The organism is Leisingera sp. NJS204, from assembly GCF_004123675.1.
Taxonomy (GTDB): Bacteria; Pseudomonadota; Alphaproteobacteria; order Rhodobacterales; family Rhodobacteraceae; genus Leisingera.
This window is the reverse complement of sequence record NZ_CP035417.1, coordinates 4053539-4080380: the sequence shown is the minus strand read 5'-3', so window position 1 is coordinate 4080380 and position 26842 is coordinate 4053539. Positions and strand designations below refer to the sequence as shown.

Here is a 26842-nt window from a genome sequence, read left to right as displayed (position 1 = left end):
GTATGCCAATCCCCGGCGCGTAAGGAAACCCCATGACACTTGGTTCGAAAATCGCGTGGGACGACACCGTCCTGCCCTTCCAGCTTGATGCATCGGACATGCGCGGCCGCGTTGCGCGGCTGGACGGCGTGCTGGATGGCATCCTGAAACAGCATGATTACCCGCCGGTGGTTGAGGCGCTGGTCGCTGAGATGGCGCTGTTGACGGCACTGATCGGGCAGACGATTTCCCTACGCTGGAAGCTGTCGTTGCAGGTGCAGTCCAAGGGCGCAGTGAGGATGATCGCGACCGACTATTACGCCCCGCAAAAAGAAGGCGAAATCGGCCGGATCCGTGCCTACGCAAGCTTCGACCGCGACCGGATTACCGATAGCAATCCTTTTGATCAGGTCGGAGAAGGGTACTTTGCTATCATGATCGACCAAGGCCATGGCACCAAGCCGTACCAGGGCATCACCCCATTGTCCGGCGGGTCGCTGCGCGCTTGTGCCGAGGCCTATTTCGCGCAATCCGAACAGCTGCCGACCATGTTCAAGATGAGCTTTGGAAAATCATCCGAGCCTGGAGTTGACGAGCATTGGCGCGCGGGCGGCATCATGCTGCAGAGCATGCCCAAAGCGTCGCCCTTTGCTGCGCAAAGCGAAGGATCGGGTGAAGTTCTGCAGGCCAGCGATCTGGTGTCCGGTGATCAGGAAGAAAACTGGAATCGGGCCACATTGCTGTTGGATACCGTGGAGGCACTGGAGCTGATCGGACCGTCAGTGTCCCCGGCTGATCTGTTGATCCGATTGTTTCACGAGGAACAACCGCGGGTCTTTGATGTTCAGGCCGTCCGTTTCGGCTGCACCTGCTCCGAAGAGCGGGTACGCCAAAGCCTGTCGATCTATTCGGCCAAGGACATTGGCACCATGACAAACGAAGATGGCCGGGTCACCGCGGATTGCCAGTTCTGCAGCGCGCATTACGATTTGGACCCGGCAAGCGTGGGGTTTGAAGCGGAAAACCCGTACGGTGAGTGAGGCCGCGCAGAACCTCGCCAACAGAATTTCCGCCGCGCTGAAACACCAGGGCGGCGGCTCTTCCGACTTTGATCTCAACCCCGGTACCGTGCTGCCAGAAGGGCGCAAGCTGCGGCCGGCCGGGGTGCTGGTGCCCATTTCCGTCGCCGGAAATACGCCGCGGCTTATTTTGACCAAACGTTCTTCGGCGCTGAAGCATCATCCGGGCCAGATCGCTTTTCCCGGCGGCAAAGTGGATGCCGGCGACACGGACGCCTGCGCCGCGGCATTGCGCGAAGCCTGGGAGGAAATCGGCCTGCCGCAGGAGTTGCCGCAGATTGCTGGCTGCCTGCCGGAGCATGAGACGGTGACCGGATTTTCGGTGACGCCAGCTGTGGCACTGATCCAGGAGGAATTCACCGTGCGTCCGGAAGCGGGGGAGGTGGCCGAGGTTTTTTCCGTCCCGCTGACCCATGTGCTGGACCCAAAAAACTACATCATTGAATCCCGCCGCTGGCGCGGCACCCGCCGCCGCTACTATACCGTTCCATACGGCTCCTATTACATATGGGGCGCCACAGCGCGGATGCTGCGCGGTTTTGCGGCACGGATGGAGATGTAATGCGGATTGACCAATCCTGGTTGAAGGATCCTGCGACGCAGGCTGTTTGCAAGGCGGTCAATGCAGATGGAGCGCAGGTATTGTTTGTCGGCGGCTGCGTTCGAAACGCGCTGCTGGGGGAGGCGGTCTCCGACATGGACATCGCCACCGATGCACTTCCGGACCAGGTGATGGCGCTGGCGGGCCGAGCCGGGATCAAGGTGGTTCCCACCGGTATTGATCATGGTACAGTGACGCTGATCAAGAACGGCATCCCGCATGAAATAACTACATTCCGCAGGGATGTTGCGACTGATGGCCGCCGGGCAATTGTCGCATTTTCAACAGATATCACTGAGGATGCCCGCCGCCGCGATTTCACTATGAACGCGATTTATGCGCGACCCGATGGCGAGATTGTCGACCCTTTGGACGGCATGGCAGATTTGCAGAAACGCCGTATCCGGTTCATCGGCACAGCAGAGAACCGCATACGCGAAGACTACTTGCGGTCCTTGCGCTATTTTCGCTTTCACGCTTGGTACGGCGATCACGCGCTGGGCTTTGACCCGGATGCGCTGGCAGCGATTGCAGCCAGTCTGGAGGGTCTGGCCACGCTGTCCAAGGAACGTGTCGGGGCTGAGATGCTGAAACTGCTGGCGGCACCTGATCCTGCGCCCTCGGCCGCGGCTATGCGGCAGGCTGGTGTTCTGGCACAGATTTTGCCTGGCGCCGATGACCGCGCCCTGGCGCCGCTGATTCACCTTGAGGCCGGGCGAGCTGCATCCTGCATCCGGCGGCTTGCCGCGCTCGGGGGGGAGGGCCTTCAGGAGGCCTTGCGGCTCAGCAAGGCGCAGACATCTCATCTGCAGGCGATCCGCGAAGCTGCGGCCGGCACTGCCGGGGCAGGGGAGTTGGGCTACCGATTGGGTGCGGAACAGGCGCTGGATGCGCTGCTGTTGCGGTCTGCATTGCTGGAACAACCGGTTTCACCCGATTTGGAGAGCAAAATCGCGCAGGGTGCAAAGGCTGTTTTTCCGGTGAAAGCCCGGGATCTGCTGCCGGACTGCAAAGGCCCGGAACTGGGAGCGCAGCTGCGGAAGCTGGAGGCGGACTGGATTGCTTCGGGCTTCTTGCTCAGCCGGGAGCAGCTGCTGGACTCCTTCCACTGACATAGGGTGTCAGCAGCGTCAGAACCTTTGGGGGTGACAAGAAAATATATCTTGCGTACGCATAGGGCAGCCACCACATGACGGATGAATGCTGATGTATTCTGGGATCTGGTTTCCTTAACGCCTGAGACCTAGCCCCGTTTGACATGGGAGCCATGGGCGGCCCGCTGTCCTCATCTGTATTCCAAATCAATGCTCGAACACCTGGAGCACCCGCATGTTTCGCTTCTTTGAAAACCTCATTGACCCTTATTGCGCCCACCCTGAGACCAACACGCCGCCAACGCGGTTGTGGCCGTTCCTTCGTGACTACTCAACGCCGTTCAAAACAGTCTTTATCCTGACCGCGCTGATGTCGGTCATTGTTGCCGCGATCGAGGTCGGGCTGATCTACTACATGGGCAGAATTGTCGACCTGATGTCCGGCAGGCCCGAGCAGGTTTGGGAGGCGCATGGAACCGAGCTGATCCTGGTTGCATTGTTCATCCTGTTGCTGCGGCCATTGATCCAGCTATTGGATGTGGTGCTGCTGAACAATGCGATCCTGCCGAACTTTGGCACGCTGATCCGCTGGCGGGCGCATAAACATGTGCTGCGCCAATCGGTGGGCTGGTTCGAGAACGACTTTGCAGGCCGGATTGCCAACCGTATCATGCAAACCCCGCCGGCCGCGGGGGAGGTGGTATTTCAAGTCTTTGACGCAATCACCTTTTCGCTGGCCTATCTGGCAGGCGCTGCGGTGCTGCTTTGGGTGGCAGACGTGCGGCTGATGCTGCCGCTGGGGATCTGGTTTGCGCTTTACGCTCTGTTGGTGATGTGGACGGTCAAGCGGGTCGGCCCGGCCAGCCAGGCGTCATCTGATGCGCGCTCTACCGTGACGGGGCGGGTCGTTGACAGTTACTCCAACATTCACTCGGTCAAGATGTTCGCGCATCACGACAACGAGCTGAGATATGCCCGTGATGCGATCGAGAACACCCGCAAAACCTTCCAGGCAGAGATGCGTATCTTCACCGTTATGGATGCGGCACTGGTCACGCTGAACGGGCTTCTGATTGTTGGCGTGGTCGGTTGGGCGATTATGCTGTGGTCGCAGGGGACTGCCTCGGTGGGCCTTGTGGCGGCGGCCACGGCGCTGACCCTGCGGCTCAACGCGATGACCGGCTGGATCATGTGGGCATTGACCTCGTTCTTCCGTCAGCTGGGTGTTGTGGCTGAAGGGATGGAGACCATAGCCCACCCCATCGATCTGGTGGATGCGGCCAATGCGGATCCGTTGCTGCTGACCAAGGGTGAGATCGAACTGCGAAGCCTCTCGCACCATTACGGGCGTGAGGCCGGCGGGCTCGACAAGATCAGCCTGACAATCCAGCCGGGCGAGAAGATCGGCCTGATTGGTCGCTCTGGTGCCGGCAAGTCGACACTGGTTAAGCTTCTTTTGCGGTTTTATGATGCCGAAAGCGGCCAGATCCTGATCGACGGTCAGGACATCCGCGCGGTGACGCAGGCCTCGTTGCGCAGCCGCATCGGTATGGTGCAGCAGGACAGCGCGCTGATGCACCGTTCGGTGCGGGACAATCTGCTGTATGGCCGTCCGGACGCTACCGAAGAGCAGATGATTGCTGCCGCCAAACAGGCGCAGGCGCATGAGTTCATCCTGGATTTGGAAGACCCCCAGGGCCGCAAGGGGTATAACGCCCATGTGGGTGAGCGCGGGGTGAAATTGTCGGGCGGCCAGCGCCAGCGCGTGACACTGGCCCGGGTGATCCTGAAGGACGCGCCGATCCTGATCCTGGACGAGGCCACCTCGGCGCTGGATTCCGAAGTCGAGGCGGCGATTCAGGAAACGCTTTACGGCATGATGCAAGGCAAGACGGTGATCGCCATCGCACATAGGCTGTCCACCATCGCGCAGATGGACCGTATCCTTGTGATGGATCAGGGCCGTATTGTTGAAGAAGGTTCGCATGAGATGCTTTTGCAGGCACAGGGGCTTTATGCACAGCTCTGGGCGCGCCAGTCCGGAGGCTTCTTGAACATCGAGGCAGCAGAATGAAAATTGGCAATCTGATCGACGCCTTTCGCCCGGCCGATGGCCCGCCGCCGCAGCGGCTGGGGGCTTTTCTGCACTGGTGCTTGACCGGGGCCTGGCCAATGCTGCTGCTGGCGGCGGCATTCTCGGCGCTGGCCGGCGCGATGGAGGCGGGCACGGCCTATATCCTGGGAATTGTGATCGACACCGCAATAACCAGCGGGCCTGAGCAGTTCTTCTCGGCGGGCAATGCGGCGGTGATCGCGCTGGCATTGGGATTTTTCCTGTTTGTGCGACCGGTGTTGTTCGGATTGTCTGCAGCCTCAAATGCAATAATTGTCCAGCCTAACGTGAACCCGCTGGTGCTGTCGCGGCTGAATCGCTGGACGCTGGGCCAGCCGGTGCGGTTCTTCGACGATGATTTTGCCGGGCGGATTGCTCAGAAGCAGATGCAAACGGCGACGGCTGTCACCTCGGTCACCACCGAGATGATCAGTGTTGTTGCGTTTGCATTGGCGTCTCTCGCCGGGTCATTGGCCTTGTTAGGCTCTATTGATTGGCGCGTTACCGGTGTGTTTCTGGTCTGGCTGATTGGCTACTTCGGGCTGATCCATTGGTTCCTGCCGCGTATCCGCAAGCGCTCTGGCACGCGGGCAGGGGCGCGGGCGATGGTGACCGGGCAGGTTGTGGATTCCATTACCAACATCAAGACGGTTAAGCTGTTCGCGCATGCTGATCACGAAGAGCGGACTGCCCAGGATGCTATGGTCAGCTACCGTGAAAAGTCGCTGCAATTCGGTTATCTCTCGGCCAGCTTCCGGTTCTGTTTGATGTGCCTGGCGGGTATCCTGCCAGTGCTGCTGATTGGCGCGACGCTGTTTCTATGGCAGGCAGGCAGCGCAACCGAAGGCGATATCGTGGCCGCTGGTGCAGTCTCGATCCGGATTGCGCAGATGACAGGCTGGGTCAGCTTCACGCTGATGGCGATCTATTCCAACATTGGTGAGATCGAAAACGGAATGAAGACCCTCTCGGCCCGCGAAAGAGTTGAGGATACATCCGATGCCAAGCCTCTGGTTGTCAGCAAAGGCGGCATCGAATTTGATCAGGTGGAATTCGCCTATGGCCGCGACGTGGGCGGGGTGCAGGGCATCAGCCTGACCATCACCCCAGGTGAGAAGCTGGGTATTGTCGGTGCTTCCGGGGCAGGGAAGTCGACGCTCGTTTCACTTCTTCTTCGGCTCTATGATGGAGAAAACGGGCGCATTCTGATTGACGGACAGGACATTTCCGGTGTCACCCAGAATTCGCTGCGCAGCCAGATCGGTATGGTCACCCAGGAAACCGCTATGTTCAACCGCTCAGCCAGGGACAATATCTTGTATGGGCGGCCGGATGCGCCGGAGGAAGAATTGATCGCCGCTGCAGAGAAAGCTGAGGCGCATGAATTCATCACCGAGCTGGAAGACGGGCAGGGCAACAAAGGCTATGACGCTTTTCTGGGTGAGCGCGGCGTGAAGCTTTCGGGCGGGCAGCGGCAGCGGATTGCTCTGGCCCGGGCTATCCTGAAGGACGCGCCCATTTTGGTTTTGGACGAGGCAACCTCGGCGCTGGATTCCGAGGTTGAGGCCGCCATTCAGGCCGCCTTGCACCGGGTAATGGAGGGCAAGACGGTATTGGCGATCGCGCACCGGCTGTCGACGCTTAGCGAGATGGACCGGATTATTGTGATGGAGAAAGGACAGATCGCTGAAAGCGGCAGCCATGAAGAGCTTCTGGCCAAGGCGGGGCTCTATGCTGCTTTCTGGGCGCGCCAGTCCGGTGGATTTATCTGCACGGATGAGAACAAGGCGGCGGCTGAATAAAAAATCCGGCGCATTTTGCTTTTGCTGACCGGCTTGCCGCTGTAATGAGCGGCCATGACTGACGCAGCCAGAACTACAGCAACGATCAGCCGGCTAGGCCATCAAGGCGATGGCGTGGCCGATGGACCTTTGTTTGCCCCGCGCACACTGCCGGGAGAAACCGTTTCAGGTTTCGCAGAGAACAGCCGCCTGACCAGTATCCGGATCGAGACCCCGTCCGAGCACCGGGTGCAGCCAATCTGCCGCCACTACAAATCCTGCGGCGGTTGCCAGCTGCAGCACGCCAGTGACGGATTTGTGGCTGAGTGGAAAACAGACGTCGTGCGCACCGCGTTGACGGCACAAGGGCTGGAGACTGAGTTTCGCCCGATCCACACTTCGCCGCCCGGCGCCCGCCGCCGTGCGACGCTGGCAGTACGGCGTACCAAAAAGGGTGCGATGGCCGGGTTTCATGGTCAGGCGTCGGATGTGATCACTGAAATTCCCGACTGCCAGCTGGTGGAACCTGCCTTAAAGGCTGCCATTCCCGTTGCAGAGGCGCTGGCGATGGCCGGGGCAAGCCGGAAGACACCGTTGGCGGTGACGGTTACCACCTCAGACGCTGGATTGGACATACTGGTCAGGAACGGCAAACCGCTGGACGGGCCATTGCGGATCAAACTGGCGCAGCTGGCAGACCAGAACCGGATTGCCCGGTTGACCTGGGACGATGAACCGGTTGCGATGGAACAGCCGCCGGTGCAACCCTTTGGCGCGGCGCGCGTTTGCCCGCCGCCGGGGGCTTTCCTGCAAGCCACCCGGGATGGTGAGGCGGCGTTGCTGGCGGCGGTTCAGGAAATAACAGGCGGAGCCAAGCGGATCGTCGATTTGTTTGCAGGCTGCGGCACATTCACCCTGCCTTTGGCGCAGACGGCCGAAGTACATGCGGTGGAGGGCGAACATTCAATGCTGAAAGCGTTGGATGCAGGCTGGCGCCGGGCGGCAGGGCTGAAGAAAGTCACCACCGAGGTCCGCGACCTGTTCCGCAATCCGTTGCTGCCCGAGGATTTGAACCCGTTTGGTGCTTCTTTTGAAGCTGCTGTGATTGATCCGCCGCGCGCAGGCGCTGAGGCACAGACTGCCCAGCTGGCCAAAGCCCGAACACCTGTGATTGCCTATGTCTCCTGCAATCCGGTGAGCTTTGCCCGCGATGCCAAGGTTCTGGTTACGGCGGGTTACAGCCTTGACTGGGTGCAGGTTGTTGATCAGTTCCGCTGGTCCGCCCATACCGAGCTGGTTGCGCGATTTACTATGAAAGACTGAGATGACTGATACCCAAGCGTCCACCCCGACCCGCCGCCTGGCAGCCATTCTGGACAGTGACCGGTTCGGCCGGTTTATTACCGCTGTCATCATGGTCAATGCAGTCACTCTGGGGTTGGAGACTGCCCCATCTGTCATGGCCAAAATTGGCAGTCTGATTCACCTGATCGACAACATTTGCTTGTCCATTTTTGTGGTGGAGATACTGGCCAAACTCTTTGTGCGCAGGTTGCGGTTTTTCCTGAGCGGCTGGAATGTGTTCGATTTCGTGATCGTCGGCATTGCACTGGCGCCGGGGACACAAGGGCTGTCAGTGCTGCGGGCGCTGCGTATCCTGCGGGTGCTGCGGGTCATTTCAGTTGCACCGCGTCTGCGCCGGGTGGTCGAGGGGTTCATCACCGCGCTGCCGGGGATGGGCTCGGTTTTCCTGCTGATGGCGATTATCTTCTACATCGGGTCCGTGATCGCGACCAAGCTGTTCGGCCAGGACTTCCCGGAATGGTTCGGCGATCTGGGCCGCAGCGCCTATTCGCTGTTCCAGATCATGACGCTGGAAAGCTGGTCGATGGGGATCGTGCGGCCGGTGATGGAAGTGCATCCGCACGCCTGGGCGTTCTTTGTACCGTTCATCATGGTGACGACCTTTGCCGTGGTGAACCTTCTGGTCGGTCTGATCGTGAACTCCATGCAGGATGCCCATGGCGAAGAAGAGGTGGAACGCACCGATGCCTATAGGGACGAAGTGCTGAGCCGGCTGGAGGCGATTGAACAGAGGCTAAGCAGCCAATCGGACCCGGACAGGAAATTGTGAATTTCCTTAACAGGCAATTCGCGGTAAAGGCTGAATAGAGGCAAAAAAAGAAATACAGGCATTGAGAATGGACAGACGGGCATTTGGTTTCGGTGCGGCCGCGAGCCTTGCGCTGGCTGGTTGCAGCACCTCCGGCAGCGCAGTGAGCCGGTTTCACTCATATGACGGACCGCAAGTGACATCGATCGTGATCAACAAGGGTGCGCGCAAGCTTTACCTGATGCACAACGAAGATATCCTGCGCGAGTATGAGGTCGACCTGGGGTTCGCACCATTGGGGCACAAGGCGTTTGAGGGTGACGGAAAGACACCTGAGGGCACGTATGTGATTGACCGGCGCAATCCCAACAGCCGCTATCATCTGTCGGTTGGGATCTCTTATCCAAACGGGCAGGACCGGGCAAATGCGCATGCTCAAGGCAAGCGCCCGGGCGGTGAGATTTTTATCCACGGAGAGCCGAACAACGGCAAGGAGCGCAAACGCGCAGCCCGGGTTGACGACTGGACCGCCGGTTGTATCGCGGTGTCAAATGAAGAAATCGAAGAAATCTATGCCATGGTTCAGGACGGCACGGCCATCGCTTTGCGGCCCTGAACATCTGCCAGGGCCGCCGCGTCTGCAGTTTCGCAGGCGCCGTGCATAAGCACAGCGTTGCGGCTCAGCTGCCCATAACCATCGTCCACCAGATTTTGCCGTTCGGCTCCTGGAACCAGGAGAACCCCATATTCGTGGCTTTTGGGTCGAGAATCACTGCGCGTGTGGCTGGGCGTTCCAGCCACGCAGACAGGGTTTGCTGCTCATTCTCGTAGGTTTCAGAGATGTTCTCCCCCAAAAGCGAGCCGGTGTAACCTGCACGCGACACCCGGTCCAGCGGCGAGGAGCCGTCGGATCCGAAATGCCAGGGCCGGTTTTGCACTGACATGTCCCGGGAATGGGTCGCTGCGGCCGCAGTCAGCTCGGCATTCAGCTGTACGGTTTGTGCACCAGCCGCCTGACGCAGCGCATTGACTGAATCAAGCATCCGGATCTGCACTTTGTCTGCATTTCTAATACGGTAGGTGCTGCCGGATTCTGTTGCGGGCGTGCATGCTGCCGCCAAAGTTACAAAGGCAGCAGCTATCAGCAGAAAAACACGTTTCATATTGCTCTCTCGCTCCGTCGGTTGCTGATGCACTTATCCTTCCTGTTGCAGAGGTGCAAATGGACCGGCAGAAATATGCAGACCTGCCGGTCGGATTGATTTGCGACTGCGGCTTTCCGGTCATAAAATGGCGCAGCCATTGATCCTGATTGCGCAAGTTGGAAAGAGTGATGCCCCAAAACCCCTTTGATACCTTCAGCAGGCGGCATTTTCTTGCCGGCAGCGCTGCTTTGATCTCCTCGCCATCCTTTGCGCAAGAGACCGGCGACGAGGCGCAGCAGGCCTTTGATCCGTTGCGCCCGCCGCCAGAACCGGAACCGGCTGTCCAGCGCAACATCTCCGCATTCCGGGCCAAATCCTGGAGACCATACTTTGATACCCTGCGGAACGGGGCGATTCTGGTCGATATCGACAGCCGGGCTCTGCATTATTGGTCCCAGGATGAAAGCGTTTACAAACTGTTCCCGTCTTCAGTGCCGCTGTCCGACGATCTGACCCGCCGCGGCCGGACAAAGATTGTTCGCAAAGTTGACGGCCCAGGCTGGGCTCCAACCCCGAATATGCGCAAGCGCAACCCGGAATGGCCTGCGTTCATTCCGCCGGGGCCGGATAACCCGCTTGGCACCCACGCGCTGTATCTTAGCTGGAAGTATTACCGCATCCATGGAACCCACGATACGCGGAAAATCGGCCGCAAATCATCGAATGGCTGCATCGGGCTTTACAATGAACATATCGCCGATTTGTTCAGCTTGACCAAAGTCGGCACCCAGGTGTTGCTTATTTGACGACACGTGGCGGGGCGCTAAGCTGTTAACTATAACAAGCAATTGCAATCCCGCGGTTTTGCTGGTTAGAAAAAAATACGAGATAAGTCTTGGGTGCGTGGTTCAGTTGTATGATCCGTGCGAATTCTGGAGGTTAACATGAAAAAACTCGTTATCGCTGCTGCGCTGACTGCTGCTGCTTCGACTGCCACTGCTGGCAACCTGTCCGAGCCGGTTGTAGAACCGCCGGTCATCGTGGAAGAAGCTCAGGGTTCTTCCAGCGGCATTCTGCTGCCGCTGCTGCTGCTGGTTCTGGTCGGCGCAGCTGTTGCATCGAACTAATTTTCGGTACACGGTTACAGAAAAGGCGGTGGGTTTCCACCGCCTTTTTTGTTGCCTGATCTGCGGGTCAGGAGGGGCTGTCAGGCCGCCTCCACTTCGCGCAGGATACTATCCAAGACATAGATGATCATGTCTGCGTCTTCTGCACCTATGGTCAGCGGCGGTCGGATCTTCAGAATGTTGTCCTTGGGACCTTCGCTGCCGATCAGGATCCGGTAATCGCGCATCCTGTTTTTGACGTAGGAGCAAATTCCGGTGGCTTCCGAGCCATCCGGGGTGATCAGTTCCAATCCCAGGAACAGCCCCATTCCACGCACATCGCCAACGCAGGCGTATTTCTGCTCCAATCCCTGCAGCCCTTCGATCAGCCGGGCGCCTATCACCCGGGCGTTGTCCTGCAGGCCTTCATCGTCAACGATATCCAGCACCTCCTTGCCGGTCCGGCAAGACAGGGTAGACCCGCCGAAGGTCGAGAAAAACTCGATCCCGTTGTCAAAGCTTTTTGCAATCGCCTTGGTCGTGACAAGCACGCCCAGCGGGTGGCCGTTGCCGATAGGTTTGCCCATCACCACGATGTCGGGAACTGCGCCCTGGTGTTCGAAGCCGAAGTAGTATTCGCCAAGGCGGCCCAGGCCGGTTTGCACTTCGTCGGCGATGCAGACACCTCCTGCCGCACGGATCTTTTCGTAAACTGCAGGCAGATATCCCTGCGGCGGGATAATCTGACCGCCAACAGAGGGAAAGGTTTCAGCGATGAAGCCGGCGATGCCGTGGCCCTTGCCTTGCAGGTTCCTGATTGCCGGATCGACCAGGTCCGCGAACTTTTGCGCGCGCTTTGGATCATCGCGGCGGAATGAACCGCGGTAGTCGTCTGCAACTTCCACCAACTCCACCCAGTCCGCCTGGCCAGCACCGCCGGGCTTGTTGAACTTGTAAGCGGAGATGTCGATCGCGCCTGTTGTGTTGCCGTGATAGCCGTGATCGGGCGTCACCATGCCCTTTGCCCCGGTGTGGGCGCGGGCCAGGCGCAGGGCCAGCTCATTGGCTTCGGTGCCCGAGTTTACGAAAAAACAGACCTCAAAAGGATCTGGCAGCTTGGACAGCACCTTGTCTGCAAAGGCGGTTTGTGCCGGATGCAGATAGCGGGTGTTCGAATTCATCCGCTTCAGCTGATCCGCTGCCACCGCCTGGATGCGCGGATGGGCGTGGCCCACATGCGGCACGTTGTTGTAAGCGTCCAGATAGGGCCGCCCCCATTCGTCAAACAAGTGGTGCTTCCAGCCGCGCACCAGCATCACCGGGTCATTGTAGGTGAGGCTGAGGTTGCCGCCGAAATGGGTGCGGCGTCGGGCCAGAACCTCGCCTTTGTCGGTTGGGTGATAGCGGACTTTTTCATCCGGCAGGTTGAGCAGGGCCGCAGGGTTGGGGCAGATTGCGCGCCACAGGTACATCTCATCCGGGTCGCCTGCGCCGGGCCAGCCGGCCTCGATTCCTTCGGTGGTCAGGGCCAGCTGGAAATGCACATGCGGTGCCCAGCCGCCGTTCTGGCCAGGGTCACCCAGGCGGCAGAATTCCTCGCCCTTTTCCACCATATCACCCGGTTTCAGGCGGCTCAGGAATTCCGGGTCCAAATGACCGTAGAGGGTAAAGAACGGATCGCCCATAGGCGTTTCATGGCGCAGGATGATCACCCCGCCGTAGTCCAGATGCCCGTCCCGGTACTTTGCCGCAAAGACTTCACCACGCATGGGCGCAAACACCGGCGTGCCAGCGCCGGCAAAGGCATCCACCGCCAAATGCACAGTGCGGCGGCCGCTGGCTTTCCAAGGGCCTTTGCGGAAAGCGGGCTCTGTATAGATCAGCCGCGGCTCATGATAATAGCCAAGCCAGATGCGGCCCTGGTCCTCGAACTCCTCGCCGACTCTGGCCGCTTCTTCCAGCGGCATGTGGAATGGGTTTTGCGGCCAGGTGGAGTGTTCCACCGACAGCGATCCCATCGGTGCATCTGCCAGGTCCTGGCCCATCAGCGGGGCGAATTTGCCGTGTTCCTGCTCCAGCCAGGCCATCACACGGTCTGCACCATCAACGACCGGCAGGCCGCACGCCGCGCGCAGCCGGGCAGTCAGCAACCCGCCCTGCAGTGTGTTTCCCTCCAGGAATCGCCAGGCCGGAGCTTGCGAGATGGTCACATAGGGATCATCCGGATTGTCCGCTGCCATCATGGTGGAATTGACAACACTCACCGCCAGCCGCGCGCGCAGCAGCGGCCAGACCATGTCTACCTCGGCAGGCGTCAAAGGATAAGCCTCGTTATACCCCGCAACCAGTGCTGCGATTGCTGCCTCCGGCGCCGGGTGGTCCAGCACGATATAGGCCGCAGCAATTGCCAGGTCGCAGATCCGCGGTGCGGCGCACATGTCGCCCAGGTCGATGAGGCCTGACACCCTGCGGGTTTCACCCAGTTCTCCCGCCACCATGATGTTGTAGTCATTGGCGTCATTGTGGACGGCCTGCTTGGGAAGCTTCGCTAAAACAGGCTCTAACTTTGCGAAATCCGCGGAAATCCCTTCAATGATTGCACGGCGTGCCGGAGCGGTGATGCAGAACAGCTGATCCTTGATCCAGCCCGCGCGCATCAGGTCCCATTTGAAATCACGCTCCAGCCCATCGTGCCGGAAATCGGCCAGCGCCTTGGCCGAGCCGCCGATAACCTGACCAATCTCATGGATCAGCGCATCGCTTTTGGGTTCTGTCTTGGCATAGCACCGCCCGGGTAGCTGGTTCAGCAGCCAGACCAGCCGGTTTTGCCCTTTTTCATCCGGGAGTGTCAGCAGCGATCGGCCATCCGCAGCGGCGATCACCCGCGGGCAGGGCAGATCCGGCTGGCGCGCGGCGATATGCTCAAACGCCTTTACCTGCATGTCGACCAGCCAGGTTTCGCAGCCGGGGCGCATCGCCTTGAGGATATAGCCCTGGTTCTCGGCACCTTTGGCCAGAAAGTTCAGGTCATATTCTCCATCCAGGCGGCTCAAATCCGCCTGGATGCCCCAATGCTGTTTCAGGGCTGCTGCCCAATGCGCAAGCGTCATCCAAAACTCTCCCCGGTCTGCCGGTCTGCCCGGCGATCCAATTTTGGATCCTATTTGAACCGGGAGAGCGCTTTAGTCCAGCCAGCCTTGCAGATTCTGCTCAATCACACCGGCCAGTGCCGCAACGTGATCGTCATCATCGTTGAGGCAAGGGATATAAAGGAAGTCCTCGCCGCCCGCGTGCTCAAAACTCTCGCGGATCTCTTCGTTGATCTCTTCCAGCGTCTCGATGCAGTCGGCCGAGAAGGCCGGCGCGATCACCGCGATGTTCTTTTTGCCTTCCTTGGCAAGCGTTGCGACGTGATCCACCGTGTAAGGTTTCAGCCATTCCTCGGGTCCAAACACAGATTGGAAAGTGGTTGTGATCCGGGTGTCGTCCCAGCCCAGCCGCTCCTTCAGCAGCCGCGTCGTTTTCTGGCACTGGCAGTGATAGGGATCGCCCTGCATTAAGTAGCGTTTCGGCATCCCGTGGTAGGACACCACCAGAATATCCGGGCGCTTTGCTGCCTTGGCATAGGCCTCTTCCACCGATCGCGCCAAAGCGTCGATATAGGCGGGCTGGTCAAAATAGGGTTCGATCGTGCGGGCGGCGGGCTGCCAGGGCTCATCCATCAGGGCGCGGAAGAACTGGTCGTTGGCAGTGCCGGAGGTAGCGCCGGCGTATTGCGGATACAGCGGCACAAACAGGATTTTCCGGCAGCCGGCCGCAACCATTTCCCGCACCTTGGATTTGGTCGAGGGATTGCCATAGCGCATGCAGAAATCGACCATCACCTGATCGCCATAGCGTGCCTTCATCGCCGCCGCTATCTTGGTTGTCTGGTCTTTGGTTATGGTCATCAAAGGGCTTTCACCCTTGTCGTGGTTCCAGATCGATTTGTAAGCGGTGCCCGAAGAGAACGGACGTTTGGTCAGGATGATCAACTGCAAGAGCGGCTGCCACTTCCACGATGGATAGTCGATCACCCGCTTGTCAGACAGGAATTCATTCAAGTAGCGGCGCATCGGCCAGTACGAATAATCATCCGGCGTGCCGAGGTTGGCCAGCAGGATGCCGACTTTCTCTGCCGGGATCTTTGGGTGATCGGCAGGGGCGTGGGCAGGGCATTTGACGGTCCGGGCGGCGTCCAGCATGGGCAGGTCCTGTGGGGCTTGGAATTCAGTTGTTGGCGGGAAGTTACTGTCTTTGCGCGCAGAAGGCCAATTGGATCGTTTTGGCCCAGCCATAACGGAAATTTATCAGGGCTTGAGCTTGGATTCCGGCACTTTCAACGCATCGGCCAGGCGCATCCGGGCAGAGCCGGGGCGCAAGGGTTTCTGCTGGCTGTCCGACGGCGACCAGCCGGTAAGGCAGACCAGCTCAAATGTCGCTGGCAGCCGGCCATCAGCAGTTGCGAAATGCTCGCGGTAGATGTGATCTGCCAGCTGGAACAGGGTTCGCGGAGCCGGGTGCTTCAGGCGCTGGGCGAGGGCGTTGGTCTCTCCCATGCCGCGCAGATCGTGGATCAGGTGGGTCAGATCACGGTATTCGGCAGTCAGCGGTACCAGGTCCGCTACCGGCAGGGCAAAACCGGCCCGCTGCAGCAAACCGCCCAGATCCCGGATCTCTCCCATCGGGGCAACGCGGGGGGACAGTCCGCCCATCACAACGGTTTCGGCTTCTGCTATGGCGGCGCGCAGTTCGTGCAGGGTTTGGCCGCCCAGCAGGATGACCAGCAGCAGCCCGTCTTCCTTCAGGGCACGTCGGCATTGGATCAGCTGGCCAACCGGATCGTTGGCCCAATGCAGGCACATGGCATGGATCACCACATCATGCGCGCCTTGTTCCAGAGCCAGGACATCGTCATCCGGCAACACAGCTGCACCCGGCAGAAACCCCTCCCAGACTTCCGGGAAAGGGCAGACAATAGCGGGCGCGGTAAAGGTTCTGTTAACCAGGCTCAGGCGATCCTCGGCCTCATCCCGCGCCATTTGGTGCAGGAACAACGCATCCGCGCGCCGGCGTGCGCGGCGGGCTGCCAGGGTGCGGCGGTCGAATAGCTGTGCTGGTGCTTGTGTCATGAGGGCTATTTAGATGCTGCTGACCAGGATTCAAACTGCTGTTTCGCTGATCTATCCGCCGCAATGCATGGGCTGCGGGGGTCTGGTTGGCAGCGACTTTGGCCTGTGCGGTTCTTGCTGGGCCGATATGCATTTCATCAGCGGCACGGTCTGCGAGGGCTGCGGCGCTCCGCTGCCGGGGGAGGCGGACGGCTTTCGGCTGGAATGCGACAGCTGCCTGCGCCATCCGCGGCCTTGGAGCCAAGGGCGATCTGCGCTGCTCTATGAGGGGCGGGGCCGCAAGCTGGTTCTGGCTTTGAAGCACGGGGACCGGACGGAAATTGCACATATGGCCGCTGGATGGCTGGAGCGGGCCGTGCAGCCGATGCTGGCGGAGAATCCCCTGATATGCCCGGTGCCGCTGCATTGGACCCGGCTGCTGAAGCGAAAGTATAATCAATCCGCTTTGCTTGCTGAAGCAGTGGCGGCCCGGATTGGCCTGGAGCATTGCCCGGATCTGCTGCGCAGGTTCCGGCGGACCCCTGCACTGGAAGGCAAGACACGCGACCAGCGTTTTCAGCATTTGGGTGCAGCAATTGCACCCCACCCGGGCCGGGAGGGGCGGATCAAAGGGCGCACGGTTCTGATCGTGGATGACGTGATGACCTCCGGCGCCACTCTCAGCGCTTGCACTGATGCCTGCCTGCAGGCCGGTGCGGCGGAGGTACGGGTGGCGGTGCTGGCCCGGGTCACGCAAGCGTGAGGCTGCCCGCCGGCCTCTGGCAATTGTTGCATTGAATCCCCAATTCCTCCACAACCTTCGAAACCAGACTATGGGGTCCTGAATGAAAACCGTTGAAATCTACACCTCGCCTCTGTGCGGATATTGCCACGCCGCCAAGCGTCTGCTGAATCAGAAGGGTGTTACCTTTTCGGAAATCAACGTGCTGGCGCAGCCGGACCGCAAGGCAGAGATGATCCAGCGCGCCAATGGCGGCCGCACGGTACCGCAGATCTTTATCGGCGAAACCCATGTCGGCGGCTGTGACGATCTTTTTGCGCTGGAACAGGCGGGCAAACTGGACCCGCTGCTGGCAGCCTGAACCCGGAGAGATAAAATGCGCACAGCTCTGCTTCAGATGACATCCACCGACATCCCGGCTGAAAACCTGGAGACCGTGAAGGCGATGATGGCAGAGGCTGTGCGCGGCGGGGCGGGCTTTGTGCTGACGCCCGAAGTTACCAATTGCCTCTCCGGCAGCCGGACCCATCAGACCGGTGTCCTGTGTCACGAAGAGGATGACCCGACGCTGGCCGCCCTGCGTGACGAGGCGGCAAAACATGGCATCTGGCTGCTGCTGGGGTCGCTGGGCATCAAGACCCACGACAATGACGGGCGCTTTGCCAACCGGCAGTTCCTGATCAGCCCGCAGGGTGAAATCAAGGCGCGCTACGACAAGATCCACATGTTCGATGTCGAGGTCACACCCGAGGAAACCTACCGCGAGTCCGATGGCTACCGCCCGGGCACCCAGGCGGTTGTGGCAGAGACGCCATTTGCCAGTATCGGCATGACCATCTGTTATGACGTGCGCTTTCCGCATTTGCACCGGGCGCTGGCCAAAGGCGGGGCGCAGATCATCACTGCGCCGGCGGCGTTTTCTTATGTCACCGGCGCCGCACATTGGCATTCGCTGCTGCGCGCCCGTGCAATTGAAACCGGCTGCTTTGTGCTGGCGCCTGCGCAGACTGGCAAACACCCGGCCTCCCGCGGGCCCAGCCGCAAAACCTTTGGCCATTCTCTGGCCGTATCCCCCTGGGGCGAGGTGCTGGCCGATGCCGGTCAGGAACCGGGCGTGACTTACGTTGATCTCGACCTCGAATCAGTGGCAGAAGCGCGCAAACGCGTGCCTTCCCTGACCCACGACCGGGAGTTTGACGGACCCTGATGGATGAGACACATTCCCTGGCGGTATCGCTGTTCAGCGAGATTCTGATGGCTGACCAGCTGGCCCGGTCACGTCTCAGCAAAGTGCTGCCCAAAGGGATGGAGCTGTCGCATTTCTCGGTGCTGAACCACCTGGCCCGGGCTGGACTGGAACGCTCGCCCGCGCAGCTGGCCAAGGCGTTTCACGTAACCCGCGGCGCTATGACCAACACGCTGGGCAAGCTGGAAGTTGCCGGATACATCCATGTCCGCCCGGATTGGGACGATGCGCGGCGCAAGATGGTGGCGATCAGCCCAGCCGGCAAACAGGCCCGGGATGCGGCATTGGCCGGGATCATTCCGGTGATTTCAGAAGTTGTGGGGGAATTGGGCAGCGATCGGGTCCGGGCGACCTTGCCCATTCTGCGCGAACTGCGTGGCAAACTGGAAGAGAGCGGCTGAGGGGCTGGACCCAAACAGTCACCTGCTCGGGTTACAAAGGGACGCCTGCAAGCAGGCGCCCCTCTTCCCCATCAGTCCCCATCATGCCGTGAACGGCGATCGTTTAACCATTGGGCAGACCCCCCAGTCACAATGGCAAGCAGATACTTGGTTCTTAGCTTGCGCCCAATCGCGGCTTGAAAAAAATACTCCAACCCCGCTTGTTAAAGATAGCAAGCGGGACGCGGCGGCCAAAGAGTGCAAAAGGATTACGACCTATCCTTTAGGATAGGCGGCAGAAAAAACTGGCCGGCGAGGGCACTCTTAGCCAGGTTTTATGCTGGCGGTCACATAGTTTACCGACAGATCCCGTTCGGATATCGACCAGTTCCAGGTGAACGGGTTGAACACGAACCCTTTCCGGTCAACAGGCTTCAGACCGGCATTGCGCAGCAGTTCGTAGAGTTCATCCGGGGTTACGAACTTGGACCACTCATGAGTGCCGCGCGGCAGCCAGCGCATGATCACTTCAGCTCCGACAATCGCCATTGCAAAGCTCTTTGGGTTGCGGTTGATGGTAGAGCATATTTCCAGACCGCCGGGCTTCAGCAGTGTACGGGTAGCAGTAAGGTAGCTCAGCGGATCGGCCACATGCTCGACCACTTCCATGTTCAGCACGACGTCGAATTGTTCACCGGCAGCAGCCAGTGCCTCGGCGGTGGTGTGGCGGTAGTCGATCTCCAGGTCCGATTGTTCGGCATGAATGCGGGCAACCGGCAGGTTGCCTTCTGCCGCATCGGCGCCCACAACTGTTGCACCCAACCGCGCCATCGGCTCGCTCAGCAGTCCGCCGCCGCAGCCGATATCCAGCAGCCGCAGCCCTTTGAAAGGGCACTGTGACGTCAGGTCGCGGCCAAATTCCCCGGCGATCTGACGGGTAATATAGTCCAGCCGGCACGGGTTCAGCATGTGTAAAGGCTTGAACTTGCCGTTCGGATCCCACCACTCCGCTGCCATCGCTTCGAATTTAGCAATTTCCGCAGGGTCGACCGTGGATTGAGGCGCTTGCATTCCTGTCTCCGTGTGCTCTTTTGTAGTCTGACGTTTCACTAAGGTCAGTAATGGATAGATACCCGGACCAAAAGCGCGCTGTGCATTATCTTTATCCGCCGGTCGAGCCTTTTGACCAGCGCATGATCGACGCAGGCCAGGGCCACAATATATATGCCGAACAAAGCGGCAATCCCAATGGCATTCCCGTGATTGTGTGCCATGGCGGCCCCGGCGGCGGCAGCAGCCCGGCGATGCGGCGGTATTTCGATCCGCATGTGTATCGAATCATCCTGTTCGATCAGCGCGGCTGCGGCCGCTCGCGCCCCTATGCGTCATGCGAGAGCAACACCACCTGGCATCTGGTTGCCGATATGGAGCTGATCCGCCGCCAGCTGGGCATCGAGTCCTGGATCCTGTTCGGCGGCAGCTGGGGAGCGACACTGGCGTTGATTTACGCCCAGACCCACCCCGGCCGGGTCCAGCAGATTATCCTGCGCGGCGTGTTCCTGATGACCAAGGCTGAGCTGGATTGGTTCTATGGCGGCGGTGCCGGCAAGTTCTGGCCCGAAACCTGGGCCAAATTCGTTTCGCTGATCCCCGATGCAGAGCGCAGCGACATGATCGCCGCCTATCACAAGCGGCTGTTTTCCGGCGATCTGGATGAAGAAGTGCGTTATGGCCGGGCCTGGTCAGCCTGGGAAAACGCGTTGGCGTCGGTGCATTCCAACGGCCAGAGCGGCGAAAGCCCCGGCGATTATGCACGTGCCTTTGCCCGGTTGGAGAATCACTATTTCATCAATAGCGGTTTCCTCGATTACGACGGTCAGATCCTCGCCAATATGGACCGGATCTCTCATATCCCCGGCGTTATTGTGCAGGGGCGTTATGATATGATCTGCCCGCCGACTTCGGCTTGGCGCCTGAATGAGCTGTGGCCAAATGCGGAGTTGAAGATGGTGCGCAATGCCGGCCATGCTTTGTCGGAGCCGGGAATCAGCGCTGAGCTGGTTCGGGCGATGGACCGGATTGCAGGAGAGCTTGTGCCATGACGCGCATTGACCGCCGCGCGCTGTTCACCTCGGGTGCTGCCGCAGCCCTGCTGGCGGCGGCTGGCGGGGCCGTAAATGCATCGCCCAAGGCCGGTGGCGCGCTGCGTCTTGCGGTTCCCCGCGACGGCGGGCTTTTGGAACAAGCCGCACGTTACGCGGTCTATGACACGCTGACAGAAATTGCCCCTGATGGTTTGCTGCGCGGAGAATTGGCTGCAGGCTGGCATTCGACGCCGGACGCCAAAACCTGGACCTTTGATTTGCGTGCGGGCGTGGATTTTCATGACGGCTCACTGCTCACAGCAGAGGATGCAGCCGCGTCGCTTTTGGCACAAGGCATTACCGGGGCTGAAGTGCGCGCGGTCACTGCGTTGGGCAACCTGCAATTGCTGGTGGAATTGTCGCAGTCCAATCCGCATTTGCCCTACCTTTTGGCTGGTGCCGATCTGATGATTGCACCCGCTGGTGAACTGCCGGCACCGCTGTCCGCTGCGATTGGCACGGGGTGCTACAAGGTGGAACGAGCCCGGGAAGGCCGCCATTTCCGCGCGTCCCGAGTTGCAAAACACTACAAATCCGGCATCGCGGGCTGGGTAGAAACGGTAGAGATTATTGTGATTCCTGATGCCGCAGTCCGTGCCGAAGCGCTGCGGGACGGGTACGTTGATGTCGCGGCATTGCCGGAACCGCGCGGACTGCTGAAGCGCGGGGAATTCCTGTATCATCCATCTTCCAGCAATATGGCTTTGGCCGCCCGGCACAATGTCGGCATTCCGCGGAAAGTAGGTCAGCGCACACCGCTTGACGATGGCCGCATTGCCGAGCGCTGGTGGATGGCCTGAACGGCCATCCCCGGTTCTGACGCTTCAGCTTTCCTGACGGATGTAGGCAATAACGTTCTGGATATCGTCATCTTTCTTTAAACCTTTGAATCCCATGCGGTTGCCGGGCACCACACTCTTGGGATCTGAAAGAAAGGCCGCTAGCTGTGCCTCGCTCCAGGTCAGGTTGGCATCCTGAAAGGCGCCTGAGTATTTAAAGCCATCGGCGGCGGCGGAGCCAGCATCGATGATACCGTGCAGGCTGGGGCCGGTGCCGTTTTTACCTTCTTCAAAGCTGTGGCAGGCCTGGCACTTGCGGAATACTTTCTTGCCTTTGGCCGGATCGCCTGACAGCGCCACCTCAGTCTCCTGTGCTGCAGGGGACGCCTGGGCGGTGTCGCTTCCAGCTTCAAACACAAACCGGGCGGTAACCGGGACGGTGCGGGTAATGCCGGAGAGTTTCGCAAGCTCTTGCAGGATATCAACGCCTTTGGTCAGACCCGCGTCCTCGACACCCAGAAACAGCAGATCATTGGTGGTGACCATGACCTTCCGGTCTGACAGGCGGGCCACAAACATTTCCGTTTCCACAGGAATATCGCGCCCCAGCAGGCTCAGCTTGCCTTCCACATCCGAAACCATTGTACCGCCTGCTGGCAGCGCCTCCAGCGCGGCGATGTCGACCTTGGCCGTCAGCGTCGCCAGAGCCTCGCCATTGAACACATGTTCAATCATCCGTTCATTGCGGATATCAATAAAGGTCTCCACCGATGGCAGCGAAATTGCCACAGTGACAGTGCCGTCATTGCTTACGCTGCCGGTCAGCTCTTCAAAGCTGTGCACCTCGCCCACTGTGTCTTTTTTAACTGAGCCAAAGGCGAGCTTGGAGCTTGCGCCGTCCAGCACCCAGTCTGCCGACAGCGCGGCTTGACCCGCAAAAACCAGCGCTGCAACAGAAACGCCACGAAACAGTGAGTTGAGCATCCTATGTCCTTCCTATTATCAATGTTCTTGCGGCACGGCGTCTTGACCGGCCTTGAGATTAAAACACGGCAGGAGCGCGGATTATTCGCTGGTTTGGCAAAAAGACGGCTGAGGAAGAAGTCCGGGAGGGGATAAGCCCCCTCTATCCCCGGTTGTGGCGCTTTTGCTTGATGCAGACCGGGCGGCGTGACCGGGCGGACGATCTGGCGCAAATGACTTGTCTGCGGGCGTTGGAAAAACACGCAGGATATCAGCCTGGCACGCATCTGGACCGCTGGATGTTCCGGATCGCGCACCGGCTGTGGCTGAACGAGCTGCGGGCAACGGCCGTGCGCACCGGCGGCGGGTTGGTGGCGCTGGAAGAAACCGAGATTCCGGATCAGCGCGTAAACACGGAAACGAATATTTTTGCCCGTCAGGTGTTTTCAAAGGTAGGGGAGCTGCCTGAAAGCCAAAGGGTCACGGTTCTGCTCGTCTATGTCGAAGGCTTTGCCTACAAGGAGGCAGCGGAAATCCTGAATATCCCCATCGGCACGGTGATGAGCAGACTGGCGGCCGCCCGCAAGAAGATTGCGGGTGAGTTGGCGGAAACGGAGACGGGAACATGAATGAAGCGCAAGCGGCATTCACCGATGAAGAGCTGACATCCTACCTGGATGGCGAGGCGGATAACGCCCTGCGCAGCCGGGTCGAGCTTGCGCTGAGCACGGATGCGGCTTTGGCGCAGCGTCTGCAGACATTGGATATGCCGGTGGCTGCATTGCGGGATGTCTTTTCTGCCGCGGCGCTGGGCGCCCCGCAGATGCCGGAGGGGCTGATTCCCGCATCCCGCCCCGCCCGTGCGCCGCTGCGGCTGATTGCCGGAATGGCGATGGCTTTTGGCCTTGGTGTTCTTTCCACCTACATGCTGCAGCCCGGACCCCAGCCGCAAACGGCGCCGGGATGGAAGGCGGTCGTGGCATCTTATCAGTCGCTCTATATCACCGACACTGTCGCGAACGGCAGTCAGCCGACCGAAGTGACAGCCGAAGTGCTGGACGGTTTCAGCAGCGGCCAGGGCGTGGACTTGTCTCCTGCTCAAACTGTCGAAGGGCTGGAATTCAAACGCGCCCAGTTGCTGGGTTTCAAAGGCAAGCCTCTATTGCAAATGGCTTATCTTGGCCCGGACGGCGTGCCGGTGGCCTTCTGTATCATTCGGTCCTCTGGGGCCGATAAGGCGATGCAAAGCGAGGTTTTGGCTGGCATGGCCGCTGCCTCATGGGTCAGTGATGGCATCGGTTATCTGGTGATTGGCGGTCAGGATCAGGGCTTTGTGGATGGCGTTGCTGCGGATCTTCAAGGCAAGCTGGGGTAGCGGTCCGGCGGTCAGAAACTCCGCGCGCTGCACGACCCTCTTGCAGTTTCGCCAGAACCGTCCTATATGCCTTTGACAACAGCGGCGCGTTGAACCTCTGGTTTAAGGCTCCACCGGGAATTTCAACGGGCCGCGCGCCCGTTTTTTTGTGCCCGCAGGCCAGTGCCTGCAAGCCCCAAGTGGAGGTCTGATGACCAACGACCTGATTGCCAAAGCTGCCATCGACCGGCGTCTGGCCGAGATCATCATCCCGGTGATTGAGGATCTGGGTTATGAGCTGGTGCGGATCCGGCTGATGTCTGGTAAGGCGACCACATTGCAAATCATGGCTGACAAGCCGGATGGCGGCATCGAGGTGGATGATTGCGCCGTGATCTCGAATGCGGTCAGCGCGGCACTGGACGTCGAGGATCCGATCCTTGACGCCTATGCGCTGGAAGTGTCGAGCCCCGGCATCGACCGGCCGCTGACCCGGCTGAAAGATTTTGATATGTTCGAGGGCTATGAGGCCAAGCTCGAAACCGACGAGCTGGTCGGCGGCCGCCGCCGCTTTAAGGGCGAGCTGGCGGGCACCGAGGAAGACGAAGTCCTGATCAACATCGAAGATCAGGGCGAAAACATGACCATTGGTTTGAAATTTGACTGGCTGAGCGACGCCAAGCTGGTTCTGACCGATGATCTGATCAAGGAAATGCTGCGCCAGCGCAAAGAGGCCGGCACGCTCAACGAAGACGCATTCGACGAAATCGAGACCGAAGAGTCCGAAGAGGAGAACAAGTAATGGCTATCACCTCTGCAAACCAGCTGGAGCTGTTGCAAACCGCCGAGGCCGTGGCGCGCGAAAAGATGATCGACCCCGGTCTGGTCATCGAGGCGATGGAAGAGAGCCTCGCCCGTGCGGCCAAAAGCCGCTACGGCGCCGAAATGGACATTCGCGTATCGATTGACCGCAAGACCGGCCGGGCGAAATTCACCCGCGTGCGCACTGTCGTGGCGGATGAAGAGCTGGAAAACTATCAGGCTGAGCTGACCGTCGAACAGGCCCGCCAGTACATGGCGAATCCTGAAGTAGGCCAGACCTATGTCGAGGAAGTGCCGCCGGTTGAAATGGGCCGGATCGCCGCCCAGTCGGCCAAGCAGGTGATTCTGCAGAAGGTCCGCGAAGCAGAGCGTGACCGCCAGTTCGAAGAATTCAAAGACCGCGCCGGCACCATCATCAATGGTCTGGTCAAGCGCGAGGAATACGGCAACGTCATCGTCGATGTGGGCGCTGGCGAGGCCATCCTGCGCCGCAATGAAAAAATCGGCCGCGAAAGCTATCGCCCGAACGACCGTGTGCGCTGCTACATCAAGGACGTGCGCCGCGAGCCGCGCGGCCCGCAGATTTTCCTGTCGCGCACCGCGCCGGAATTCATGGCCGAACTGTTCAAGATGGAAGTGCCGGAAATCTATGACGGCATCATTGATATCAAGGCCGTTGCCCGTGATCCCGGTTCGCGCGCCAAGATTGCTGTTATCTCCTATGACGGCTCGATCGACCCGGTCGGTGCCTGTGTTGGTATGCGCGGCTCCCGCGTGCAGGCTGTGGTGAACGAGCTGCAGGGCGAAAAGATCGACATCATCCCGTGGAACGAAGACCAGCCGACTTTCCTGGTGAACGCGCTTCAGCCTGCCGAAGTAACCAAGGTTGTGCTGGATGAAGAAGCCGGCAAAATCGAAGTTGTGGTGCCTGAAGAGCAGCTGAGCCTGGCCATTGGCCGCCGCGGCCAGAACGTCCGCCTGGCATCGCAGCTGACCAACCTCGACATCGATATCATGACCGAGGAAGAAGAATCGGCTCGCCGCCAGAAGGAATTCGAGGCGCGCACCAAACTGTTCATGGAAACCCTGGATCTGGACGAGTTCTTTGCCCAGCTGCTGGTTTCCGAAGGCTTTACCAATCTCGAAGAAGTCGCCTATGTCGAACTCGACGAGCTGCTGGTCATCGACGGTGTTGACGAAGGCACCGCCGGGGAATTGCAGGCCCGTGCCCGCGATTACCTGGAGGCCAAGGCCAAGGCGGCCTTGGATGCGGCTCGCGAATTGGGCGCCGAAGACAGCCTGATTCAGTTCGAGGGCCTGACCCCGCAGATGGTAGAGGCACTGGCCAAGGACGACGTAAAGTCGCTGGAAGATTTCGCCACTTGTGCGGACTGGGAACTGGCCGGCGGCTGGACCAACGATGGCGGCGAACGGGTCAAGGACGATGGTATTCTGGAACCGTTCGGTATGACGCTGGAACAGGCGCAGGACATGGTGATGACTGCCCGCATCATGCTGGGCTGGGTTGATCCGGCTGAACTGGAAGAAGACGCGGCAGAAGACGAAGACACTGGCGAAGAGGAAGGCGAAGCCTGAATTCAGGCTTTGCAGAGGAGAACTGCATGACACGCGGCGGCGCCACAAAAGACCGGACCGACGACAGCGAGCGTAAATGCATCGCAACCGGCGAGATCCAGCCCAAACAGGGCCTCATCCGTTTTGTGATGGGTCCTGACGGGCAAGTTGTGCCTGATGTGATGGGCAAGCTGCCCGGCCGTGGTGTCTATGTGGCCTCCAGCCGGGCCGCATTGGATACCGCGGTCAAGAAGAAGCTGTTTGCCCGCGGCTTCAAGGCCCAGGTCCAGGTGCCGGAGGAATTGGTTCAGGAAGTTGAGCGGCAGGTTGTCCGCCGGCTTATTGAACTGATCAGCCTGGCGCGTAAATCGGGTGATGCGGTGTCCGGTTTTGAGCGGGTGAAAGACTGGCTTTACAAAGAGGATGCCCGGGTGCTGATCCAGGCGTCCGACGGGTCTGGCCGCGGAAAGTCGAAGCTGAGCACCCCCTACAAGGGCAAATTCATCGGCTGCCTCACGGCGGACGAGCTGGGAATGGCATTTGGGCGCCAAACTGCAATACATGCCGCCCTCGCCTCTGGCGGACTCAGCAAACGTGTTGTAGATGAGGCGCAACGACTGCAAGGTTTGCGCGAAATGGTGGGCGGCGACGGCCGCACGGAAGGATAAGAAGCTTT

Annotated in this window: 27 protein-coding genes; 21 read left to right on the top strand and 6 right to left on the bottom strand. The window is 59.8% G+C overall.

Annotation, left to right across the window (positions count from 1 at the left end; genetic code table 11):
* Positions 1–32 precede the first annotated feature (32 nt).
* The 8 genes from hslO (at position 33) to ETW24_RS19790 (ending at position 9376) form a co-directional block, all read left to right on the top strand.
* Positions 33–1019 carry an Hsp33 family molecular chaperone HslO gene (hslO, locus tag ETW24_RS19825; RefSeq protein ID WP_129372639.1) on the top strand — a complete coding sequence of 329 codons (987 nt, stop codon included), beginning with the start codon at positions 33–35 and terminating at the stop codon, positions 1017–1019.
* Positions 1012–1620, top strand: a complete 609-nt coding sequence (locus ETW24_RS19820) for a CoA pyrophosphatase (protein WP_254695656.1) — start codon at positions 1012–1014, stop codon at positions 1618–1620. The genes hslO and ETW24_RS19820 overlap by 8 nt, the downstream gene beginning before the upstream one ends.
* Positions 1620–2771 carry a CCA tRNA nucleotidyltransferase gene (locus tag ETW24_RS19815; protein WP_129372637.1) on the top strand — a complete coding sequence of 384 codons (1152 nt, stop codon included), beginning with the start codon at positions 1620–1622 and terminating at the stop codon, positions 2769–2771. The genes ETW24_RS19820 and ETW24_RS19815 overlap by 1 nt, the downstream gene beginning before the upstream one ends.
* Before the next feature lie 217 nt (positions 2772–2988).
* A complete protein-coding gene (locus ETW24_RS19810; protein ID WP_129372636.1) occupies positions 2989–4827 on the top strand; it encodes an ABC transporter ATP-binding protein in 1839 nt (612 codons plus the stop codon).
* On the top strand, positions 4824–6668 hold the full coding sequence (locus ETW24_RS19805) for an ABC transporter ATP-binding protein (RefSeq protein WP_129372635.1): 1845 nt from the start codon (positions 4824–4826) through the stop codon (positions 6666–6668). Before ETW24_RS19810 ends, ETW24_RS19805 begins: the two co-directional genes overlap by 4 nt.
* Before the next feature lie 54 nt (positions 6669–6722).
* Entirely contained in the window at positions 6723–7970 is a 1248-nt protein-coding gene (locus tag ETW24_RS19800) for a class I SAM-dependent RNA methyltransferase (protein WP_129372634.1), read from the top strand.
* Position 7971: 1 nt separating this feature from the next.
* Positions 7972–8781, top strand: coding sequence for an ion transporter (locus ETW24_RS19795; protein WP_129372633.1), 810 nt, complete (start codon positions 7972–7974; stop codon positions 8779–8781).
* Between the two features lie 67 nt (positions 8782–8848).
* Positions 8849–9376, top strand: a complete 528-nt coding sequence (locus tag ETW24_RS19790) for a L,D-transpeptidase family protein (protein WP_129372632.1) — start codon at positions 8849–8851, stop codon at positions 9374–9376.
* A gap of 64 nt (positions 9377–9440) precedes the next feature.
* Here the strand turns inward: ETW24_RS19790 and ETW24_RS19785 are convergent, their stop codons facing one another.
* The gene (locus tag ETW24_RS19785; protein ID WP_129372631.1) at positions 9441–9923 is read right to left on the bottom strand and encodes a CAP domain-containing protein; all 483 of its coding nucleotides are present in this window, start codon (positions 9921–9923) and stop codon (positions 9441–9443) included.
* 170 nt (positions 9924–10093) lie between these two features.
* Between ETW24_RS19785 and ETW24_RS19780 the strand changes: the two genes are divergently transcribed.
* Positions 10094–10711 (top strand): L,D-transpeptidase, encoded by a 618-nt coding sequence (locus ETW24_RS19780; RefSeq protein WP_129372630.1) that lies wholly within the window; start codon positions 10094–10096, stop codon positions 10709–10711.
* Positions 10712–10849: 138 nt separating this feature from the next.
* Positions 10850–11032 carry a hypothetical protein gene (locus ETW24_RS19775; protein ID WP_024092111.1) on the top strand — a complete coding sequence of 61 codons (183 nt, stop codon included), beginning with the start codon at positions 10850–10852 and terminating at the stop codon, positions 11030–11032.
* Between the two features lie 80 nt (positions 11033–11112).
* Here ETW24_RS19775 and ETW24_RS19770 read toward each other — a convergent pair whose 3' ends face one another.
* The 3 genes from ETW24_RS19770 to ETW24_RS19760 all read right to left on the bottom strand — a co-directional run bounded on the left by ETW24_RS19770 (position 11113) and on the right by ETW24_RS19760 (position 16182).
* A complete protein-coding gene (locus ETW24_RS19770; RefSeq protein ID WP_129372629.1) occupies positions 11113–14121 on the bottom strand; it encodes an aminotransferase class III-fold pyridoxal phosphate-dependent enzyme in 3009 nt (1002 codons plus the stop codon).
* A 72-nt stretch (positions 14122–14193) separates the two neighbouring features.
* Positions 14194–15255: a ferrochelatase gene (gene hemH / locus ETW24_RS19765; RefSeq protein ID WP_129372628.1), complete on the bottom strand. Its 1062-nt coding sequence runs from the start codon at positions 15253–15255 to the stop codon at positions 14194–14196.
* Positions 15256–15360: 105 nt separating this feature from the next.
* Positions 15361–16182, bottom strand: a complete 822-nt coding sequence (locus ETW24_RS19760) for a methyltransferase domain-containing protein (protein ID WP_129372627.1) — start codon at positions 16180–16182, stop codon at positions 15361–15363.
* A gap of 13 nt (positions 16183–16195) precedes the next feature.
* On the opposite strand from ETW24_RS19760, the gene ETW24_RS19755 reads away from it, so the two are divergent.
* From ETW24_RS19755 to ETW24_RS19740, 4 genes are all read left to right on the top strand, one after another.
* On the top strand, positions 16196–16924 hold the full coding sequence (locus ETW24_RS19755; protein ID WP_129372626.1) for a ComF family protein: 729 nt from the start codon (positions 16196–16198) through the stop codon (positions 16922–16924).
* An 82-nt stretch (positions 16925–17006) separates the two neighbouring features.
* Positions 17007–17264, top strand: coding sequence for a glutaredoxin 3 (grxC, locus tag ETW24_RS19750; protein WP_129372625.1), 258 nt, complete (start codon positions 17007–17009; stop codon positions 17262–17264).
* Between the two features lie 15 nt (positions 17265–17279).
* Complete coding sequence (locus ETW24_RS19745; RefSeq protein WP_129372624.1) at positions 17280–18110, top strand: carbon-nitrogen hydrolase family protein; 831 nt, start codon at positions 17280–17282, stop codon at positions 18108–18110.
* Positions 18110–18550, top strand: a complete 441-nt coding sequence (locus ETW24_RS19740; RefSeq protein ID WP_129372623.1) for a MarR family winged helix-turn-helix transcriptional regulator — start codon at positions 18110–18112, stop codon at positions 18548–18550. The genes ETW24_RS19745 and ETW24_RS19740 overlap by 1 nt, the downstream gene beginning before the upstream one ends.
* A 303-nt stretch (positions 18551–18853) precedes the next feature.
* Here ETW24_RS19740 and ubiG read toward each other — a convergent pair whose 3' ends face one another.
* Entirely contained in the window at positions 18854–19600 is a 747-nt protein-coding gene (ubiG, locus tag ETW24_RS19735) for a bifunctional 2-polyprenyl-6-hydroxyphenol methylase/3-demethylubiquinol 3-O-methyltransferase UbiG (protein WP_129372622.1), read from the bottom strand.
* A gap of 50 nt (positions 19601–19650) precedes the next feature.
* On the opposite strand from ubiG, the gene pip reads away from it, so the two are divergent.
* Together pip and ETW24_RS19725 are read left to right on the top strand one after the other, a co-directional pair.
* Positions 19651–20631: a prolyl aminopeptidase gene (gene pip / locus ETW24_RS19730; protein WP_129372621.1), complete on the top strand. Its 981-nt coding sequence runs from the start codon at positions 19651–19653 to the stop codon at positions 20629–20631.
* Positions 20628–21473 carry an ABC transporter substrate-binding protein gene (locus ETW24_RS19725; protein WP_129372620.1) on the top strand — a complete coding sequence of 282 codons (846 nt, stop codon included), beginning with the start codon at positions 20628–20630 and terminating at the stop codon, positions 21471–21473. Before pip ends, ETW24_RS19725 begins: the two co-directional genes overlap by 4 nt.
* A gap of 24 nt (positions 21474–21497) precedes the next feature.
* On the opposite strand, the gene ETW24_RS19720 is transcribed toward ETW24_RS19725, so the two are convergent.
* On the bottom strand, positions 21498–22436 hold the full coding sequence (locus ETW24_RS19720; protein ID WP_129372619.1) for a c-type cytochrome: 939 nt from the start codon (positions 22434–22436) through the stop codon (positions 21498–21500).
* Between the two features lie 170 nt (positions 22437–22606).
* Here ETW24_RS19720 and ETW24_RS19715 point away from each other — a divergent pair, with 170 nt between their 5' ends.
* From ETW24_RS19715 to ETW24_RS19695, 5 genes are all read left to right on the top strand, one after another.
* Positions 22607–23044 carry an RNA polymerase sigma factor gene (locus ETW24_RS19715; protein WP_237454587.1) on the top strand — a complete coding sequence of 146 codons (438 nt, stop codon included), beginning with the start codon at positions 22607–22609 and terminating at the stop codon, positions 23042–23044.
* On the top strand, positions 23041–23790 hold the full coding sequence (locus ETW24_RS19710; protein WP_129372617.1) for an anti-sigma factor family protein: 750 nt from the start codon (positions 23041–23043) through the stop codon (positions 23788–23790). The genes ETW24_RS19715 and ETW24_RS19710 overlap by 4 nt, the downstream gene beginning before the upstream one ends.
* Before the next feature lie 190 nt (positions 23791–23980).
* Entirely contained in the window at positions 23981–24571 is a 591-nt protein-coding gene (gene rimP, locus ETW24_RS19705; RefSeq protein ID WP_129372616.1) for a ribosome maturation factor RimP, read from the top strand.
* Positions 24571–26187 (top strand): transcription termination factor NusA, encoded by a 1617-nt coding sequence (nusA, locus tag ETW24_RS19700; protein WP_129372615.1) that lies wholly within the window; start codon positions 24571–24573, stop codon positions 26185–26187. The genes rimP and nusA overlap by 1 nt, the downstream gene beginning before the upstream one ends.
* Before the next feature lie 26 nt (positions 26188–26213).
* Positions 26214–26834: an RNA-binding protein gene (locus tag ETW24_RS19695; RefSeq protein ID WP_129372614.1), complete on the top strand. Its 621-nt coding sequence runs from the start codon at positions 26214–26216 to the stop codon at positions 26832–26834.
* Positions 26835–26842 lie beyond the last annotated feature (8 nt).

What these genes read in the sequence shown, in the direction of transcription:
- ETW24_RS19760 (WP_129372627.1), bottom strand. Translation starts at nt 16,182, where the DNA reads ATGACACAAGCACCAGCACAGCTATTCGACCGCCGCACCCTGGCAGCC.
- ETW24_RS19710 (WP_129372617.1), top strand. Translation starts at nt 23,041, where the DNA reads ATGAATGAAGCGCAAGCGGCATTCACCGATGAAGAGCTGACATCCTAC.
- hslO (WP_129372639.1), top strand. Translation starts at nt 33, where the DNA reads ATGACACTTGGTTCGAAAATCGCGTGGGACGACACCGTCCTGCCCTTC.
- ETW24_RS19775 (WP_024092111.1), top strand. Translation starts at nt 10,850, where the DNA reads ATGAAAAAACTCGTTATCGCTGCTGCGCTGACTGCTGCTGCTTCGACT.
- ETW24_RS19725 (WP_129372620.1), top strand. Translation starts at nt 20,628, where the DNA reads ATGACGCGCATTGACCGCCGCGCGCTGTTCACCTCGGGTGCTGCCGCA.
- ETW24_RS19780 (WP_129372630.1), top strand. Translation starts at nt 10,094, where the DNA reads ATGCCCCAAAACCCCTTTGATACCTTCAGCAGGCGGCATTTTCTTGCC.
- ETW24_RS19810 (WP_129372636.1), top strand. Translation starts at nt 2,989, where the DNA reads ATGTTTCGCTTCTTTGAAAACCTCATTGACCCTTATTGCGCCCACCCT.
- ETW24_RS19785 (WP_129372631.1), bottom strand. Translation starts at nt 9,923, where the DNA reads ATGAAACGTGTTTTTCTGCTGATAGCTGCTGCCTTTGTAACTTTGGCG.
- ETW24_RS19745 (WP_129372624.1), top strand. Translation starts at nt 17,280, where the DNA reads ATGCGCACAGCTCTGCTTCAGATGACATCCACCGACATCCCGGCTGAA.
- ETW24_RS19720 (WP_129372619.1), bottom strand. Translation starts at nt 22,436, where the DNA reads ATGCTCAACTCACTGTTTCGTGGCGTTTCTGTTGCAGCGCTGGTTTTT.
- pip (WP_129372621.1), top strand. Translation starts at nt 19,651, where the DNA reads ATGGATAGATACCCGGACCAAAAGCGCGCTGTGCATTATCTTTATCCG.
- ETW24_RS19715 (WP_237454587.1), top strand. Translation starts at nt 22,607, where the DNA reads ATGCAGACCGGGCGGCGTGACCGGGCGGACGATCTGGCGCAAATGACT.
- ETW24_RS19800 (WP_129372634.1), top strand. Translation starts at nt 6,723, where the DNA reads ATGACTGACGCAGCCAGAACTACAGCAACGATCAGCCGGCTAGGCCAT.
- ETW24_RS19815 (WP_129372637.1), top strand. Translation starts at nt 1,620, where the DNA reads ATGCGGATTGACCAATCCTGGTTGAAGGATCCTGCGACGCAGGCTGTT.
- nusA (WP_129372615.1), top strand. Translation starts at nt 24,571, where the DNA reads ATGGCTATCACCTCTGCAAACCAGCTGGAGCTGTTGCAAACCGCCGAG.
- hemH (WP_129372628.1), bottom strand. Translation starts at nt 15,255, where the DNA reads ATGCTGGACGCCGCCCGGACCGTCAAATGCCCTGCCCACGCCCCTGCC.
- rimP (WP_129372616.1), top strand. Translation starts at nt 23,981, where the DNA reads ATGACCAACGACCTGATTGCCAAAGCTGCCATCGACCGGCGTCTGGCC.
- ETW24_RS19695 (WP_129372614.1), top strand. Translation starts at nt 26,214, where the DNA reads ATGACACGCGGCGGCGCCACAAAAGACCGGACCGACGACAGCGAGCGT.
- grxC (WP_129372625.1), top strand. Translation starts at nt 17,007, where the DNA reads ATGAAAACCGTTGAAATCTACACCTCGCCTCTGTGCGGATATTGCCAC.
- ETW24_RS19795 (WP_129372633.1), top strand. Translation starts at nt 7,972, where the DNA reads ATGACTGATACCCAAGCGTCCACCCCGACCCGCCGCCTGGCAGCCATT.
- ETW24_RS19805 (WP_129372635.1), top strand. Translation starts at nt 4,824, where the DNA reads ATGAAAATTGGCAATCTGATCGACGCCTTTCGCCCGGCCGATGGCCCG.
- ETW24_RS19790 (WP_129372632.1), top strand. Translation starts at nt 8,849, where the DNA reads ATGGACAGACGGGCATTTGGTTTCGGTGCGGCCGCGAGCCTTGCGCTG.
- ubiG (WP_129372622.1), bottom strand. Translation starts at nt 19,600, where the DNA reads ATGCAAGCGCCTCAATCCACGGTCGACCCTGCGGAAATTGCTAAATTC.
- ETW24_RS19770 (WP_129372629.1), bottom strand. Translation starts at nt 14,121, where the DNA reads ATGACGCTTGCGCATTGGGCAGCAGCCCTGAAACAGCATTGGGGCATC.
- ETW24_RS19740 (WP_129372623.1), top strand. Translation starts at nt 18,110, where the DNA reads ATGGATGAGACACATTCCCTGGCGGTATCGCTGTTCAGCGAGATTCTG.
- ETW24_RS19755 (WP_129372626.1), top strand. Translation starts at nt 16,196, where the DNA reads ATGCTGCTGACCAGGATTCAAACTGCTGTTTCGCTGATCTATCCGCCG.